We start from the raw sequence: 16703 nt of genomic DNA on the forward strand, positions 1-16703 counted from the left end.
GCATTCGAAGTAACCCTCGCGCCCGAACTCCTGCAATTCCTGTTCGGCGGGAGCGCGAATGGGTGATCGATTCAGATCTGCAGGAGTTCGGGCACGTGCGGGTGCCGGAACCACGCGTCGAGCCGAGCCCGCCGGGCGCACGGTGACGCCGTCCATGATGAAGCCCCGGCGGGGAATGCTCGCCGGGGCTTCATCATGTGCTCAGGCGGCGCGGCGGCGACGCCGCACGAGGTACGCTCCCGCGCCCAGCAGTGCGAGTGCGGCCGCCCCGACCGCCCACAGCGTCGAGGTGTCGACGCCGGTCTGCGGCAGGGACCCGCGAGCCGGCGCGGCCGGTACCGCGGCCGACGGATCGGATGCGGCGGGCGCGCGCACCGTGGGTGTGAACGTCGCCGTCACCTCGGTGCCGCGCGTGTCCGCCACGCGATAGGTCACCGGGGTCGCCGTGCCGACGAAGCCAGCCTCGGGGGTGAAGACGATGCGCTCGCCGTCGAGGTCGTACCGCCCTTGACCCGCGATCGTCACCGAGGTCGCGGGAGCCGCGGCCGCCCGGGTGAAGGTGTCGCCGGTGCCGTCCAGCAGCGTCAGCGTCGCGGCATCCAATGGGATGTCGGCGTCGCCGGCGCGGTCGTTCGCGAGCGGCTCGATCGCGAACGGCTCGCCCGGTGCGCCGGATGCGGTGTCGTCGACCGCGACGGGAGTGACCGGGACGAAGCCGTCACCCAGGTCGGCGACGAAGGACGCCACCCACGCGAGCGCGGAGTTCCAGTTGACCGTGATCTCGTTCACCGACCACGCGCCGATGTCGTCGACGTAACACGCCTGCGGTGCGCAGCCTGCGAGCCAGGCGCTCGCGACCGGATCCTGGATCGACGAGTTCGGTCCGCCGGCTACCGTGCCGACAGGCGGATGCGGCAGCTGCGGGTCGAGTGCGTTCGCGTACCACCGGCTGTGCTGGTTGCGAGAGTCGTTCGTGCCGTAGCCGGTTACATACGACTGCCCCAGCACGTTGCGGCCGAACAGGTAGTCGTACGCCTCGATGACGGCATCCGCGTAACGCGGGCGGTGCGTCAGATCGAACGCCGTCGCCAGCACGACCTGGTTGTTCAGCACGGCCGAGTTCGAGCCCCAGTCGTACAGGCCTTCCTTCGGGGCGTAGGGCTGACCGAACGGCTGCGCCTTCTGGTCGGCGATCAGTTTCTCAGCCGCATCCACGACGGACTGACGGATGCCGTCGATGTCGGGAAGATCGGTGCCGAAGCGCGCGAGCTGCATACGCCCGAGGGCCGCCACGTCGCCCCAGTAGAACCCGCCGGCCGTGAAGATATCGGCGGTGTGCAGGGGGTTGTTCTCGACCTCGTCGCGGTAGCGGTCGCTGCCGGTCGTCAGGTACAGCTCTGACGCCGCCCAGTAGAACTCGTCGGTGACGGTGTCATCGGCGTAGGTGCCGCCGCCCACGCCATCCTCTTCGGGTGCGAGCAGGTCGGGGTGTGCGAGAGCCGCGTCGTACGCCGTCCGCGCCGCGTCCAGCAGGCGCGCCGCGAACGCCGCGTCGTACGGCTCGAACAGCCGCGACGCCTGCGCGGCCGTGGCGGCGAGGTTCAGCGTGGCGGCCGTTGACGGGCGGTGCAGCAGCCGCTCCTGCGGGTCGTCGTGCGGCATGAGCGGCAGGCCCGTCCATGCGCGATCGGTGACCTTGTGCCACGCCATTCCCGCCAGCGGATCGCCCGCGGGAACCTGCATCTTCAGGAGGAACTCCAACTCCCACCGCGACTCGTCGAGGATGTCGGGCGTGCCGTTGCCGCGCTCCGGGACCGCCAGGGTCGAGTCGCCGAGAGCGGCCTCGGTGCCGGCGGGGATCGAGCGCTCGTACGCCGACAGCAGCTGGGCGACCGCGATGCCGCCGTTGACCACGTACTTGCCGTGGTCTCCCGCGTCGTACCATCCGCCCGTGACGTCGTGACGGTCGGAACAGGTCCACCCGTCCGACCACGTCTGCGGTTCGAGGCAGCCGACGTTGCTGTCGCCCTGGTTCGCGCCTTCGTTCAGGTGCCCGGCCGGGCGCGCGTACTCGGCGCCCGCGATGTCGCCGTCGATCGCGATGCCGGATCGGTTCGTGTAGAAGAAGCGCAGCGAGTCGGTGCGCAGCGACTGGAACACGTCGGCGGCGATGCGGAACGGGTGGCTCAGCTCTGTGCCGACGCGCAGCCGCATCCCGTCACCGGTCGCCGTGACGTCGGAGAAGTCGATCGTGTGCACGTCGACTCCGGCGCTCGGATCGAACCCGGCGGGCGTCGTGGCGCCGGTAGCGACAGCGGCGCCGTTCGCGTCCTCGAGCGTCCAGGTGAGCGGCTCGGCCGCATCCGTCACGACGGTCGCGCGCTTCGGTCCGCGCGGAAGGTAGCCGACCTGATTGACCTTCACCGCCGGGCCCGTGTCGGCCTGGTAGGTGTACTTCGTGCCCGTGAGGGTCACGTCATCGAAGCAGATGACGGTGCCCGCGGGCACGCCGCCGACGCGGAACTGCACCTGCGAGAGGTGGAACGTGTCGGCAGATGTCGTCTCGAACGTGTACGAGTAGGTCTGCGGCGAGGCTCCGACGGAGAAGGTGCGTTCGATGAAGTCCTCGGTCGATGCGCCCGAGTAGGTCCCCACCTTGGTCGATGCCGTCACCGGTGCCGAGGCGGATGCGGTGAAGTCGAGTCGGAAGGCTGTGTCGCCGGGCAGGGGGATGTCGTTGTGACCGACGAGGACGTCCCAGAGATTGGCCGTCGCATCATCGACCGTGGCGCAGAGGTTGCTGTCGGGGTTCGACAGTGCCACGGGGCCGGCGGTCCACCACGGGCTCGTGCCGCTGTCGAACGTGGGATTCGGCAGCAGCTGGTCCGTGCCGATGACCGGGTCCACGGGGTCCGGGTCGACGGGCGGCACGGAGTCCTCCTCGATGAGAGAGACGTTGTCGAGACAGAAAGTGGTGGGGGTGCTGTTGGCGCCGAGGCGGAATTGCAGATCGGAGACCGTGCCCTGGCCGAAGTCGCGGGCGGTGAAGGTGTAGCTGAGCGTCTGCCACGCATCCATGAGCGAGGCGGTCTGGCTCGTGTAGGTGCTGAACGACGCATCCGCGACCTTCGGAGCCACTTGGGTCACGAGCGTAGCGGGATCGCTTGCGCGCACGTCGGCCTTGAGGATGTAGTCGACGCCCGCCGTCAACGGCAGGTCGCTCTGCCCCACCAGGACGTCCCACGGGTTGGCCGTAGGGGGAACGTCGGCGCAGAACACTCCACCGTCGGTGCGGAATGCATCCACCCCTGCTGACCACCACGGTTCATGGCCCGAGGTGAACGTGCCGTTCTGCACGTAGTCCGTGGGCGCCGCGCTCGCGGCGGTGGGCAGGGACACCGCGCCGGCCGTCGCCAGCGCTCCGATCATCAAGACGGCAAGGTCGCGTCTTACGTGCCGCGTCGTCGCGCGCATTCAAGCTCCTTCGCTCTGGGAGCGCTCTCAGAGAGCGCTCCCACGGAACTTAGCAGAACGCATGCACGCGTATCGAAAGATTTCGACGATCTGTGGATCACGGGGCCGTACGCCGGATCGACCGCACGAGAGGCTCGGTCGAGGCGAGCGAGGCCAGCACGAGCGCGACGCCGACGGCGAAGGTCCCGGCGATGATCAGCAGCGACGTCGGGGCCAGCACGAGGGTGATGCCGATGATCGGCAGACTCAGCGCGACGCCCGCGAACGCTCCGCCGAGCGCCGCCCAGCGCAGCGGGAGCAGCACCGTGATGCGGCGGGCGCGGGCGAGGTCGGCGGGGGGCACGCCGAGGCGGTCGAGACCGACGATCAGCTCGCGATCCTCGAGCACGGATGCGGCCTGCGTGACCCCGACGGAGCACGCCAGGAGCAGGAAGGCCGACGCGAGCGTGACGAGGACCCCTGTTCGGATGTCGGCGAAGACCGTGCCGGTCTCGGGCGCATCGTCGCCGGCCAGCGCGACCAGGCTCATCCCCGCCCCGCCGACCACCGCGATGAACGAGACCATCGCGATCGCGGAGACGCGTCGCCAGGCGACGGATGCGTGTGCGGCGAGCTCGCGCCCGGCGATCAGGTGCGCCGCATCGCCGGCGCGGCGAGCCATCGCGCGACCGCGCGCAGCGACGATCGGGGTGCCGATGAGATTGAGCAGACCCAGGGATCCGGCGAAGAGCGCCAGCAGCAGCGCGATCGAGACGGCGGGGCCGACCAGCTGACCGATCGTCGAGAGATTAAGGACGATGAGGGTGACGGCGGCGACGCCGACCAGACCGACGACCACCGCGGTGCGCCGACGGGGTGCGGGATCGGAACGCCGGCGCACACCGAGCGGCGTGAGTGCGACGCGACGCAGTCCGAGCGTGGCGCTCACGGTCGCGAGGGCAACGACCCCCACGAGCACGAGAGCGAGCACGTCGAAGCCGGCCCACGCCGCGCCCGCTCCGATCGGGCCGCCGAAGAAGGGCAGCAGGCCCACGAGCGGCAGGACGGCGGCATAGACGATCGCGCCGGCGACGGCGCCGGCGGCCGCCGTCGCGGCGGCTTCGATCACCGTCATGGCCGCGACCTCGCCGGAGGTGGCGCCCAGCAGTCGCAGTGTCGCCAGGCGATCGTCGCGCCTCCGGCTCGACAGTCGCGCGGCGGCGGCGCCGAGCGTGGCCAGCGGAACGGCGAGCAGCACGAGGGCGAGCACCGCCAGGATGCCGTACATCCCGGTGAACGCCCCGCCGCGATCATCGGTGAGGAACATGCGCGTGCCGCCGGCGACGATCAGCAGCAGTGTCGTCGTGGCCGCGAAGGCGACGATCGGGAGCACGATCGCCGCGCGGGACTGCCGCGAGGGCCGGGCCAGCAAGCGTGACAGCGTGAGCGTGCGCCGCACCGCGCCCTGCGAGGCGAGCGCGCTCATCGCTGCGCCTCGCTCATCGACGCGGTGTCGAGGATGCGGCCGTCCCGCATCCGGACGACGCGATGGCACCGGGCCGCGACGTCGGCGTCGTGGGTGACGACGACGAGGCTGCGACCCTGACCGACCGTGGCGTGCAGGAGTGCCGACATCACGTCGGCGGAGGTGGCGGAGTCGAGGGCGCCGGTGGGTTCGTCGGCGAAGACGAGCGGTGCGCCCGTCACCTGGGCGCGGGCGATCGCCACGCGCTGCGCCTGGCCGCCGGAGAGCTGGCCGATGCGGCGATCCTCCATGCCGGCCAGCCCCAGGGCGTGCAGCCATCCGGCGGCGTGCTGCTCTGCGTCTCGCCGCGGCACGCCCTGCACCAGCAGGGGGAGGGCAGCGTTCTCCAGGGCGGTGAGTTCGGGCAGCAGCAGGTGTTCCTGGAACACGAAGCCGAGCTGGCTGCGACGAATCGCCGAGCGTCCCTTCTCGTCCATGCCGACCAGCTCGACCGGATCGTCCTGGCCGAGGCGGACGGAGCCGCCGTCCGGGGCGATGACCGCGGCGAGGCAGTGCAGCAGTGTGGTCTTCCCCGACCCCGATGCGCCCATCACCGCCACGGCCTCGCCTGCCGCGATCGTGACATCGACGCCCGCGAGGGCGGTGAGCGTGCCGTAGCGCTTGACGAGACCGCGCGCGACGAGAACAGGACGAGAAGGTGAGGGAGCGTGCATGTCTTCGAGCCTCGTCGGAGGCCGCGGCGATGTCGTCGGCCTCGGGCAGCATCCGCATCATCCTCGGGGATGATCGGGGCCGTGTCGCGGGATTGATACACAGGTGCGACGGAGCTGCGACCGGCGGGCGGGGCCCGCTCGATACGGTCGTTGCATGAGCAGCACCGCCCCCCGCATCCTGGCCCTCGTCGCGGCCGTCGGCGTCCTGGCCGCCGGATGCGCCGCCGAGCCCCGCCCGGCCGAGTCCGGGCCCGTCGCCGCGAGCACGTCGAAACCGTCGCCGACGCCGACCGTCCCCGTCGTCGCGGGGTACGCGCCCGGTGAAGTGCCGCCGGTCCCTCTGTTCACGATGCCCGACCTGTCACTGCTCGACAGCTCCCTCGGCGGCTTCGCGATCCAGGTGGACCGCCAGATCGCGCCGCGACCAGGCATCGAGGTGCGCCCCGCCGCGTGCGGCGACGTCACGGAGCGGGCGAGCGCGCAGGGCTCGGTGCTGCTGTACGGCGACGGTTCGGGAACCTTCACCGGGCCCGACGGTACGGTGCACAATTACGGCGACGGCTCGGGGAGCTTCACGGTCAACGGGGTGACCGCGAACGTCTACGGCGACGGTTCGGGCTCCTACATCGCCGACGGCATCGAGATCCACAACTACGGCGACGGCTCCGGCTCGGTGACCACGAGCGGCGGCGCCACGTGGGTCTACGGCGACGGCTCCGCCTCCCGCACCGGCGACGGCGTCGAGCACTGGAACTACGGCGACGGCTCCGCGCTGTACCGCGACGCCGACGTCGAGATCCACAACTACGGCGACGGTTCCGGCTCGTACGTCGCGAAGGGGCTCGACATCCGCAACGACGGCGACGGCACAGGCGCGGTCAACGGCACGCCCGTCGAGGTCGACCCGCTGCCCGCCGTCGCACCGGTCGGCGTCTTCCCGCCGCTGGGCGCACTCGCCCCCCTCACCTCCTGCGGCACCACGATCACCCTGAGCGACGGCGTGCTCTTCGACTTCGACCGTTCCGAGCTCCGGGCGGATGCGGCGGGCGTGCTCGACGAGCTGGCGGAGGCGATGACGGAGCTCGGCGTGCCGACGGCCGAGATCGGCGGGCACACCGACGCGATCGGCTCCGACGGCTACAACCAGGAGCTGTCCGAGCGCCGCGCCGCATCCGTCGTCGCCGCGCTGAAGGACCGCGGTGTCACCGCCTCGCTCACCGCGGTCGGATACGGCGAGAGCGCGCCCGTCGCCGCGAACCAGATCGACGGCGTCGACAACCCCGCCGGACGCCAGCTCAACCGCCGCGTCGAGATCTTCATCCCGGCCTTCTGATCGGACGAGACGATGAAGAAGACACTGCCGCTAACGCTCGCCGCCCTCGCCGTCCTCCTGACCGGATGCTCCGTCGCCTACGAGCCTCCGGGAGCTCCCGCCGCTGAGTCCGCTCCCTCATCGACGCCGGCGCCGGCGACGTCGGCATCGAAGGAGCAGGAGTCGAGCGTCTCGACGCCGCCGTCCGCCGCATCCGACGACCTGCGCGAGCGCTACGCCGACGTGGCGCAGCAGACCTCGTGCGCCTCGGGGGAGGTCGTCGTCTCGCAGGCGGGCGCGACGGTGTCGATCACGGGGGAGTGCGCCCTCGTGAGCGTCACCGCGAGCGGTGCCGTGGTGCTCGCCGATCGCATCGGTGCGCTCGAGATCACCGGAGCCGCCAATCAGGTGCAGGCTGCATCCGTCGACGTCGCCCGACTCGGCGGCAGCGGCAACGACGTGCGGTGGGAGAGCGGAACCCCAGAGGTGACCGATACCGGCGCAGCGAACACGGCACGCGCCACGACCGGAGGATGAACACGATGTCCCAGCCGCAGCAGCAGTACGTCTCCGTCACTCGCCCCACCGACGGGCTCGCCATCACGTCGTTCGTGCTTGCACTCCTGGGGTTCAATCTGTTCGCGGTGATCTTCGGCCACGTCGCGCTCGCCCGCATCCGCCGTACCCATGCCGGGGGAGCGGGCTTCGCGATCGCAGGGCTCGTGATCGGCTACCTCACGATCGCGGCGATCGCCGTTCTGATCCTCGCCGCGTTCGGCATCGGCATCTGGGCGGTGAATGCCTCGTGAGCGCCCAGGCGCGCACCCGCGTGCTGCTCGTGGACGACGAGGAGGCGATCACCTCCACCCTCGCGCCGTTCCTCGAACGCAGCGGATTCGATGTACGTGTGGAAGCCGACGGGCAGAGCGCCCTCGACGCACATGCCGCCTTCGCGCCCCACATCGTCGTCTCCGACGTGCTCATGCCCCGCATGGACGGCCGCGAGCTCGTGCGGCGCCTTCGCCGTGCGGATGCGTGGACCCCGGTCATCATGCTCACGAAGGTGGATGCGTCGTTCGAGCGCACCGCTGCGTTGGAGGAAGGCGCCGACGACTATCTCGGCAAGCCCTTCGACCCGCCGGAACTCGTCGCCCGCATCCGTGCCGTCCTGCGCCGCACGGCGGGCGGGGGCAAGCCGCTGACCGCGTCGTCGCAGCTGGTCAGTGCGGGGCTCCGGCTCGACCGGGTGGCCCGTCGCGTGCACCGCGACGGTGCGACGCTCGAGCTGACGCCCAAGGCTCTCACCCTGCTCGAGTACCTGATGTCGCACCCCGAGGAGGTGCACACGAGGGAGCACCTGCTCGAGACCCTCTGGGGCTTCGAGTTCGCCGTCACCACGCGCGCCGTCGATCACCGCATCGCGGAACTGCGTCGAGCGCTGGGCGACGACGCCCAGCAGCCGCGCTGGATCGAGACGCTGCCGGGCGCGGGCTACCGCTTCTGCGCGCCGGTGAGTGCGTCGTGAAACCCGTGCGCCTGGTGCTCGTCGCCGCCCCTCTCGCCCTGGCCGCGCTCATCGCCGTCGTGCTCGCACTCACCGGCGGCAACGGCTCGATCGTGCTGCGGATGCCGCTGGCCACCGTGCTCGTCGTGTCCGGTGCGCTCCTGTCCGGTGTCCTGATCCTTGCGCTTGTCGTGCGGCCGATGCGGATGCGACGGCGTGACGCCGCCCTCGCCGAGGCCCGCGTCGACGGCGCCCTCGCAGAGCGCGACGCGCATCGGCGGTTCCTGCGCCGCCTCGACCACGAACTCAAGAACCCGGTGACCGCCATCCGCTCAGCGCTCGCCGCGGAGGAGCACACACCGCCGGAGAACCTGGTGATCGCATCGGCGCAGGCCGCTCGGCTGAGCGGCGTCGTCACGCAGCTGCGGGCCCTGTCGTCGCTGGAGACCCGGCCCATCGAGGCTTCCCGCGTCGACCTGACGCTCATCGTGGAAGAAGAGGTGGCCGCGCTGCGTGACGAACTCGCCGCACGCGGCGCACACCGCAGCGTGGAGACCGTGCTGCCCACCGTGCCCTGGCCGCTGCCGCCCGTCACCGGCGACCCCGACCTCCTCGCCGTCGCCGTGCGCAATCTCCTGCTGAACGCCGTGAAGTACTCAGACGAGGGCGCACGTATCGAGGTGCGCGGCACGGAAGAGACGGATGCCGTTGTGATCGAAGTGGCCGACACGGGGTGGGGCATCCGGGGCGAAGACCTCCCCTTCGTGTGGGAGGAGCTGTGGCGCGCCCAGGACGCTCGGGGCGTCGAGGGAACCGGTCTCGGTCTCTCGCTCGTGCGCGTGGTGGTGCACCGGCACGGCGGCGAGGTCTCCCTCCGATCACAGTTCGGACGCGGAACGAGCGTGCGCCTCGCGCTGCCACGGGCGCCGCGCTGAGGCGCCCAGGCGATCCGCACGTCGTTCTCAGGTCGTCGCTTCTAGGATGGGCTCTGATCTATGGGGGCAGGGCGTGTGGATCGCGCCGCGCCTGCAGCTTGTGCATACGAGAGGACCCGCGTGAGCCCGACCCGAAGCGGGCGCCGCCAGACGGTGGCGCGCCACGGCCGATTGCGCTCGCCGCATCCCGTCGCACAGTTCTTCAAGCTCGTCGCCGTCTCGCTCGCCGTGGTGCTCGTCGCCGGTCTCGGCGTCGTCGGCTACAACGTCTGGAGCCTGACGACCAACCTCACGCAGGACGCGGTCCCGCTCGAGGGCCAGAGCGCCGTGCCGCCGGACATCGGGGCGATCGAAGGCGGAGTGAACCTCTTCCTCGCAGGCACCGACGCGTGCGAGCCCGAGTACGCCGCGCTCTTCGGCGAACGGTGCACCGGCGCCGACTCCGAGGGCGATCTCAACGACGTCAACCTGCTGCTGCACATCTCCGACAACCCGCGCCGGGTGACGGTGATCTCCTTCCCCCGGGATCTCATGATCCCGATCCCCTCCTGCACGCGACCGGATGGTTCGGCGGGCTCGGCGATGAGCAAGCAGCAGCTCAACTCGACCTTCTCCTACGGGGGCCTCAGCTGTGCGGTGAAGACCATTTCACAGCTCACGGGACAGAACATTCCCTTTGCGGCATCCATCACGTTCGGCGGCGTGATCCAGATCACGAACGCAATCGGCGGCGTGGACGTCTGTATCGCGAACGGCATCCGGGACTCCTATACGGGAATCGACTGGCCCGCCGGGATGCGCAACGTGCAGGGTCTCGAGGCCCTCCAGTTCTTGCGCACGCGGCACGGCGTCGGAAACGGCGGCGACCTCGGCCGCATCTCGAACCAGCAGCAGTACATGTCGCGTCTTGCGCGCAAGCTCGTCGGCGAGGGCGTTCTCAGCGATCCCGCCACGCTGTACAAGCTGGCCACGGTCGGAGTCGAGAACGTCACCCCCAGTGAGAGCCTCACGAACCCGATGACGCTCGTGCAGATCGCGCTCGCCGTCAAGGAGGTGCCGTTCGACGACATCGTCTTCGTGCAGTACCCGACGCTCACCGACCCGGACGACGCCAACCGGGTCGTGCCCAACAAGAGCGCCGCCGAGGCTCTGTTCGATGCGATCGACGCGAATCAGCAGCTCGTGCTGACGGGCTCGACGAGTCAGGGTGACGGCACGATCGTGGCCGAACCCTCCGAGGCTCCCACCGATCCGACGACGCCCGCGCCGACGCAGTCCGCCGACGTCGCGCAGCCCACCGCCCCCACCGACAGCGTCGCGCTGCCGTCCTCCATCGCGGGGCAGACCGCCGCCGAGGAGACGTGCTCGAACGGAAACCTGCGCTGATGCCGAAACGGCGCAGCCACAGCGCTCCGGTGGCCCGGCACGGCCGGTTGCGGTCTCCGCATCCGCTGATGCAGGCGCTGTCGATCGCGGCCGTCGCCCTGGTCGTCGGCATCGCCTCCGCCGCCGGGATCGTCGGTTTCCACCTGTGGGATGCGGCCGCCACCATCCAGGACAACGCCGTCGACATCGGTAATGACGGCGACCCCGCTCTGCCTCCCGGCCTCGGCGAGATCGAAGGCGGGGTGAACCTGCTGCTCGTGGGCACCGACTCGTGCGAGGGGCAGGACCTCGCCCTGTTCCCGCGGTGCGGAATCGACGATGACGGTGGCGAGCGCAACGACGTGACGATGCTCGTCCACATCAGCGATGCGCCGCGCCGGGTGACGGTCGTGTCCATCCCGCGCGACACCTTCGTGCCGATCGCCGAGTGCCAGGATGCCGACGGCAACACGGTGGGTGGGGGAACCGACCGGATCAACGCGTCGTACATGTACGGCGGGCTCCCGTGCACCGTGCGGACCGTCGAGGAGCTCACCGGCGAGGACATCCAGTTCGCGGCCGCCATCCGATGGACCGGTGTGATCAACCTCTCCGACGCCGTCGGCGGAGTCGATGTCTGTGTGCAGGGTGACATCTCGGACCGCCACACGGGCCTGGCCCTTTCGGCGGGGACGCACACGTTGCAGGGCCAGCAGGCGCTGCAGTTCCTGCGTATCCGTCACGGCATCGGCGACGGTTCGGACCTCGGCCGCATCTCAAACCAGCAGCAGTTCATGTCGTCGCTCGTGCGCAAGCTGAAGGGTGACGCCGTCTTCGGGGATGCGGGCAAGCTGCTGAACTTCGCGAACGTCGCTATGACGCAGGTGCGCGAGAAGCAGCTCGTTCTCGATAAGCAGCTCGCCAATCCGACGCGCATGGCACAGATCGCAATGGCGTTGAAGGACGTCCCGTTCGAGGACATCGTCTTCGTGCAGTACCCCGCGGCATACTCCGGCAGTGGTCTCGTGCCGATCTCCGGCGCTGCAGACGCGTTGTTTGCCGCACTGCGCGAGAACCGGCCGCTGCAGCTCACGGGGGAGGCCAGCGGCGGGTTCGGCGTCGAGGTGACCGGTGAGGTGCCCGACACGGCTGCTCCCGACCCGAGCGCGACTCCTCCTGCACCCGCGGGCACGGAGGGTGGCGAGGCGCTCCCGTCCGACACGGCCGTCGAGCTGCCGTCGTCGATCTCGGGGCAGAACGCCAGCCAGGTGACCTGCACGGTTCCGCAGAAGTAGACCTCAGAGGTCGAAGCGATGCGGGATGACGTCCGCGCCCTCCCGGTATGGCGAGAAGCCCATGGCGGAGTAGTACGCGAGGGCAGGGGCGTTGTCTGTGCCGATGCTCGCGTCGATGTGACGCACACCCGCTGACCTCGCTGCCGCCAGCGACACCGCGAACAGGCTCCGCCCGATGCCTCGACGGCCGGCCTCGGGGTGGATGTGCGTGCCGATGATGCCCCAGCCCTCCGGAACGTCGTACGGGTTGCCCGGCCATGCCCGCTTGAGTGACTGGAACCCGAGGATGCGCTCGTCTTCTACGGCGACCGTGCAGGCGATGCGGTGCTCGGGGCTGAGGTAGCGGTCCCGAACGAAGGCGACGTCGACCGGATTGGCGCGAAGGCCGGCGCGGTGGATGGCGTTCTGCACCTCGGCCATGCTCGCGGCATCCGTCGGTTCTGCCGGTCGGAATCCGATCATGGTCTGATCGTCCTCCTCATCGGTTCGACCTCGCTGACGGGGCTCGTCGGTACAGGATCAGGACGGCCGCCGTGGCGGTGGCGGCGACCGCAGGAAGCCAGAGCGCGACGGCGCCGACCAGACGCGCTGCGGCGGCGCCTCCGATCGCGCCGATCGCGATCGCGAGCCACAGAGCGAGATGGCGGCGCCACGTGCGTCGGTCGCCACCGCGGAAGGCCGCGACGATCGCCTCGGCCAGCTTCATGAGCTGTCCGGTCATGTAGGTGATGCCGAAGGGTGCGGCGCCGTCGTGCGAGAAGACGGCGTTCGTCGCGCCCATGGCCGCCGCCAGCACTGGCCCCGCGATCCCTGGCCATCCTGCCGCGGTGATCGCCGCGGCGATCAGGAGTGCCGCGGCGACCAGGGTCATCACGCCGCGGCTGCCAGTTCTGATCGACAGGGCGGTGCCGCTCGCGCCCCCGACGACGAAGCTCAGCACGAGCAGGCCCGCGTAGCCGGCGGCGCCCCAGTGGCCGCCGGTCAGCTCCGCGGATGCCTGCGTCGTGTTGCCGCTCATGAATGAGACGAAGAAGCCGCCCAGAGTGACGAACGCGAAGCCGTCGACGTAGCCTGCGAGCAGAGCGAGCGCCGTCGAGGCTCCCAGGTGTTTCGGGTCCACCGCATGCCCTTCCGGATGCGGTGCGCACCGCATCCGCTATCGAGTATCCGGGACCTGTTCGATGCGAGCGAACCGACCCGTTATGATGGAAGGGTGTGTTCGGCGCAAGCCGCCACTGGAGACGTCGCATAGTCAGGCCTAGTGCACCACCCTGCTAAGGTGGAGTCCCCGTAAGGGGACCGAGGGTTCAAATCCCTCCGTCTCCGCCATGAGCCCCGGTATTCCGGGGCTTTTGTGTTCTGTGACTCTGCGCCCCACATAATGGGGACGTGTCCTACACCGTCGAACGTCGCCGCAACCCGAGCGCCTGGGCCGGATTCTGGTTCGGCCTCGCGGGTCTCGTGCTCATGCCCATCCCGCTGTTCATCGGTCTCATCCTCGGGGGCGGTCTGTCGATCGTCGCGGCCGTGTTCACGGTGATCGGCCTGCTCAAGGGGCTCTCTCGCAGCGGACAGGGCATCGCGCCCGTCGTGTTCGCGATCATCTTCATCCTGCTCACGTGGGGTGGCATCTCCGTCGGCGGCGGCACCATCTGGTGATTCACCCTCCTCGCTGAGTCAACCAACCGCAGGCTCTTCCGCCTCGACGAACTCGCGTGCGAGCGACCGAGGACCCCGGATGCGGCGAAGCGGTGACGCACCCACCCACACCACCGTCAACAGCACCCCCGCGCAGCCGATCGCCATGCCCCGTCGGGTGCCGATGATCTCGCCCACCGCGCCGCCGGCGGCCGCGCCCACGGTCACGACGCCATACGAGATCCACCGCATGGTCGCGTTGACGCGACCCAGCAGGTGGTCGGGTGTGCGTAGCTGACGCAGCGTCACGGCCACCACGCTCGACAGCGACGTCCCCGCTCCGTTGACGGCGAACACGATCACGAGGGCCGCGACGAGTGCCGTCCCGCCCCACGCGCCGGGGAGCAGCGGAAGTGGAGCGAGGACGATGCTCTCGGCGGCAGCGCACGCCGCCAGTACGGCGCCCGCCTCGAACTGTGCCACACTCGCCGGCGCGGCGGTGGCGCCGATGACGGCTCCGATCGCGCCGAGTCCGAACACCACGCCGAGGTGGCCGGCCTCCAGCCCGAGCTCTCGCATCGCGTGCAGCGTGAAGAGCACCATGATCCACTGCGCGAACAGGTTGTAGATCGCAGCGAAGCCGAGCAGGGCGACGAGATACCTGTCGCGGCGGACGAACGCGAGGCCCTCGCGCAGGTCCGCCATCGCGCTGCGGCCGGACGACGCGGGGATGGCCTCGGGTGTGCGGATGCGGAGAAGAGCGGCCGCGGAGACGACGTACGAAACGGCGTGCACCGCGAGCGCCCAGGCGGCCGAGAGGGCTTGGATCAGTAATCCTGCCAGCCCGGGACCGCCGATCTCGGTTGCGGCGACTGTCGCCTGGAGCCTGCCGTTCGCCCGCTCGAGCTGGTCGCGCCCGGCGACCGTCGGCAGGAACGACTGAGAGGCCACTTCGAAGGCGACGGTGAAGGCGCCGAGCACCCCGACGAGAAGGACGAGGACGGGCAGGGTCAGCGCGCCCGCGAGAGCGAGCGCGACGATCACCGCGGTCACCGCCGCGCGGGCGAGGTCCGAGGAGATCAGGATGCGGCGGCGCCGGGAGCGATCGACGAGCACCCCGAGCGGCAGTGCGAGCAGCAGGAACGGCAACCAGCGTGCCGCTCCGAGGAGCCCCGCTTCACCGGCGGAGGCGTGGAGCACGAGCACCGCCAGCATCGGAACCGCGAGCTCGCTGATCTGCGCGCCGACCGATGAAGCGCCTTGCGCCAGCCAGAAGCGACCGAAGTTGCGCCCGAGACCTGCGGCAATCGCAACCGCGTTGCGCGCCACCAGGCCCGCAAGGCGGCATGACTCTCCCTCGGCTCTGGGTCATTCGTGAGGCGCAAGTCGGAGATATACCGATTTAGTAACGCGTCAAGGAGGACGACTTTGACTATTGACGCTATGCGCAAGAACCGGTTTACTAAGGCTGCAACCACTCGACGAGACGACTGAGAGCGCCACCCGCGGGCGTGGATCAGTGCGACCGCGCGCGACCCGTGCGCACGGACGCTCTCCGAAGGTCCGAATCACAGATACGCAATGGCTGGCGTGGGCAGCATTGCGAGAAGGAGTCCGCGCAATGAAGCGTTCCATCAGCGCTGCTGTCGCCCTCGTCGCCGTTGCCGTTCCGCTGGCAGCGTGCAGCTCAGGAGGCGGCGAGGCAGCGAGCACAGAGCTCACCTCCGGCCCGATCACGATCTGGTACTCGACGAACGAGCAGGAGATCGCCTGGGGCAAGGCCGTCGTCGAGGCGTGGAACGCCGAGCACCCGGACGAGCAGGTGACGGCTGAGGCGATTCCGGCAGGAAAGTCGTCCGAGGATGCGATCTCGGCGGCGATCACCGCGGGCAACACCGCCTGCCTCGTCTACAACACGGCGCCCGCCGCAGTGCCCTCGTTCCAGAAGCAGGGCGGCCTCGTCAACATCTCGAAGACGTTCGACGACGGCGAGTCGTTCATCACCGAGCGCTCGGGCGACGCGGCGGACGGCTTCCGCTCGCCCGACGGCGACCTGTACCAGGTGCCGTGGAAGGCCAACCCCTTCATGCTCTACTACAACAAGACGGCGTTCGCCGCGGCCGGCCTCGACGCCGAGGCTCCGAAGCTGTCGACCTACGACGATGTGCTCGCCGCCGCCAAAGCGATCAAGGATGCGGGCGCCGCCGACTACGCGCTGTACCCGCCGGCATCCGGTGACTACACGAACGCCCTGTTCGACTTCTACCCGTTCTACCTGGCCAACTCCGACGGCACGCAGCTGGTCGCCGACGGCGCGGCGACGTTCACGAGCGATGCGGGCCTGCAGACGCTCGAGTTCTGGAAGACGCTCTACGCCGACGGCTATTCATCGGCCGAGGCGTACAGCGGTGACGCGTGGGCCGGCCCGTTCGCCGACGGTGTCGCCGCCATGGGTATCGCCGGCCCCTGGGGTGCGGCGCAGTTCGACGGCAAGGTGGAGTACGGCGTCGTGCCGCTGCCGACCGCCGACGGCAAGACGCTCGAGGAGACCTACACGTTCGGCGACTCGAAGAACGTCGGCCTGTACACCTCGTGCCAGAACAAGCAGACCGCCTGGGACTTCGCGAAGTTCTCGATGGATGCCGACAACGATCTGGCTCTGCTCGAGACCACCGGTCAGTTCCCGATCCGCACCGACCTCACGGAGGTCGCGGGGGACTACCTCGCGGCGAACCCGCTGCTGGCGACCTTCGCCCAGGCGGTCCCGCTGACGGTCGACGTGCCGAACATCGCCAACGCGACGGAGATCTGGCAGACCTTCCGCGATACCTGGGGCGCCGCGGTGCAGTCCGGCCAGGGCGATCTCGCCGAGCAGATGAAGAGCGCCGCCGACAAGATCGACTCGCTCGCAGCCCAGGGCTGATCACACGAGGGCCGGGGAGCGTGATGCTCCCCGGCCCTCCTTCTCTCGTCCGCGTCGACGTACGACGCGTCGGGCCTCT

Annotated in this window: 15 protein-coding genes and 1 tRNA gene; 10 read left to right on the forward strand and 6 right to left on the reverse strand. The window is 69.9% G+C overall.

Annotation, left to right across the window (positions count from 1 at the left end; all coding sequences use genetic code 11):
- Positions 1–201: 201 nt before the first annotated feature.
- From ACYVJS_RS09945 to ACYVJS_RS09955, 3 genes are all read right to left on the reverse strand, one after another.
- Positions 202–3474 carry a glycoside hydrolase family 9 protein gene (locus ACYVJS_RS09945; RefSeq protein ID WP_460739779.1) on the reverse strand — a complete coding sequence of 1091 codons (3273 nt, stop codon included), beginning with the start codon at positions 3472–3474 and terminating at the stop codon, positions 202–204.
- Between the two features lie 97 nt (positions 3475–3571).
- Positions 3572–4939, reverse strand: a complete 1368-nt coding sequence (locus ACYVJS_RS09950) for an FtsX-like permease family protein (RefSeq protein ID WP_460739780.1) — start codon at positions 4937–4939, stop codon at positions 3572–3574.
- Complete coding sequence (locus tag ACYVJS_RS09955; protein ID WP_460739781.1) at positions 4936–5652, reverse strand: ABC transporter ATP-binding protein; 717 nt, start codon at positions 5650–5652, stop codon at positions 4936–4938. The genes ACYVJS_RS09950 and ACYVJS_RS09955 overlap by 4 nt, the downstream gene beginning before the upstream one ends.
- A 154-nt stretch (positions 5653–5806) precedes the next feature.
- Between ACYVJS_RS09955 and ACYVJS_RS09960 the strand changes: the two genes are divergently transcribed.
- From ACYVJS_RS09960 to ACYVJS_RS09990, 7 genes are all read left to right on the forward strand, one after another.
- Complete coding sequence (locus tag ACYVJS_RS09960) at positions 5807–6985, forward strand: OmpA family protein (RefSeq protein ID WP_460739782.1); 1179 nt, start codon at positions 5807–5809, stop codon at positions 6983–6985.
- A gap of 12 nt (positions 6986–6997) precedes the next feature.
- Entirely contained in the window at positions 6998–7501 is a 504-nt protein-coding gene (locus ACYVJS_RS09965) for a DUF3060 domain-containing protein (protein WP_460739783.1), read from the forward strand.
- Positions 7502–7506: 5 nt separating this feature from the next.
- Complete coding sequence (locus tag ACYVJS_RS09970) at positions 7507–7773, forward strand: DUF4190 domain-containing protein (protein ID WP_460739784.1); 267 nt, start codon at positions 7507–7509, stop codon at positions 7771–7773.
- The gene (locus tag ACYVJS_RS09975; RefSeq protein WP_460739785.1) at positions 7770–8489 is read left to right on the forward strand and encodes a response regulator transcription factor; all 720 of its coding nucleotides are present in this window, start codon (positions 7770–7772) and stop codon (positions 8487–8489) included. Before ACYVJS_RS09970 ends, ACYVJS_RS09975 begins: the two co-directional genes overlap by 4 nt.
- Entirely contained in the window at positions 8486–9403 is a 918-nt protein-coding gene (locus ACYVJS_RS09980) for a sensor histidine kinase (RefSeq protein WP_460739786.1), read from the forward strand. The genes ACYVJS_RS09975 and ACYVJS_RS09980 overlap by 4 nt, the downstream gene beginning before the upstream one ends.
- 120 nt (positions 9404–9523) lie before the next feature.
- Complete coding sequence (locus ACYVJS_RS09985; protein WP_460739787.1) at positions 9524–10789, forward strand: LCP family protein; 1266 nt, start codon at positions 9524–9526, stop codon at positions 10787–10789.
- A complete protein-coding gene (locus ACYVJS_RS09990; RefSeq protein WP_460739788.1) occupies positions 10789–12063 on the forward strand; it encodes an LCP family protein in 1275 nt (424 codons plus the stop codon). Before ACYVJS_RS09985 ends, ACYVJS_RS09990 begins: the two co-directional genes overlap by 1 nt.
- Before the next feature lie 3 nt (positions 12064–12066).
- Here the strand turns inward: ACYVJS_RS09990 and ACYVJS_RS09995 are convergent, their stop codons facing one another.
- Together ACYVJS_RS09995 and ACYVJS_RS10000 are read right to left on the reverse strand one after the other, a co-directional pair.
- Positions 12067–12525, reverse strand: coding sequence for a GNAT family N-acetyltransferase (locus ACYVJS_RS09995; protein WP_460739789.1), 459 nt, complete (start codon positions 12523–12525; stop codon positions 12067–12069).
- 16 nt (positions 12526–12541) lie between these two features.
- The gene (locus ACYVJS_RS10000) at positions 12542–13183 is read right to left on the reverse strand and encodes a YoaK family protein (RefSeq protein ID WP_460739790.1); all 642 of its coding nucleotides are present in this window, start codon (positions 13181–13183) and stop codon (positions 12542–12544) included.
- A 117-nt stretch (positions 13184–13300) separates the two neighbouring features.
- Here ACYVJS_RS10000 and ACYVJS_RS10005 point away from each other — a divergent pair.
- Positions 13301–13392: transfer RNA gene (locus tag ACYVJS_RS10005), tRNA-Ser, on the forward strand.
- Positions 13393–13452: 60 nt separating this feature from the next.
- Positions 13453–13722, forward strand: coding sequence for a hypothetical protein (locus tag ACYVJS_RS10010; RefSeq protein WP_460739791.1), 270 nt, complete (start codon positions 13453–13455; stop codon positions 13720–13722).
- A gap of 18 nt (positions 13723–13740) precedes the next feature.
- On the opposite strand, the gene ACYVJS_RS10015 is transcribed toward ACYVJS_RS10010, so the two are convergent.
- Complete coding sequence (locus ACYVJS_RS10015; protein WP_460739792.1) at positions 13741–15030, reverse strand: MFS transporter; 1290 nt, start codon at positions 15028–15030, stop codon at positions 13741–13743.
- Between the two features lie 292 nt (positions 15031–15322).
- Here ACYVJS_RS10015 and ACYVJS_RS10020 point away from each other — a divergent pair, with 292 nt between their 5' ends.
- On the forward strand, positions 15323–16624 hold the full coding sequence (locus ACYVJS_RS10020; RefSeq protein WP_460739793.1) for an ABC transporter substrate-binding protein: 1302 nt from the start codon (positions 15323–15325) through the stop codon (positions 16622–16624).
- The last annotated feature ends 79 nt before the right edge of the window (positions 16625–16703 follow it).

The sequence above is a fragment of the Microbacterium neimengense genome (assembly GCF_054782995.1).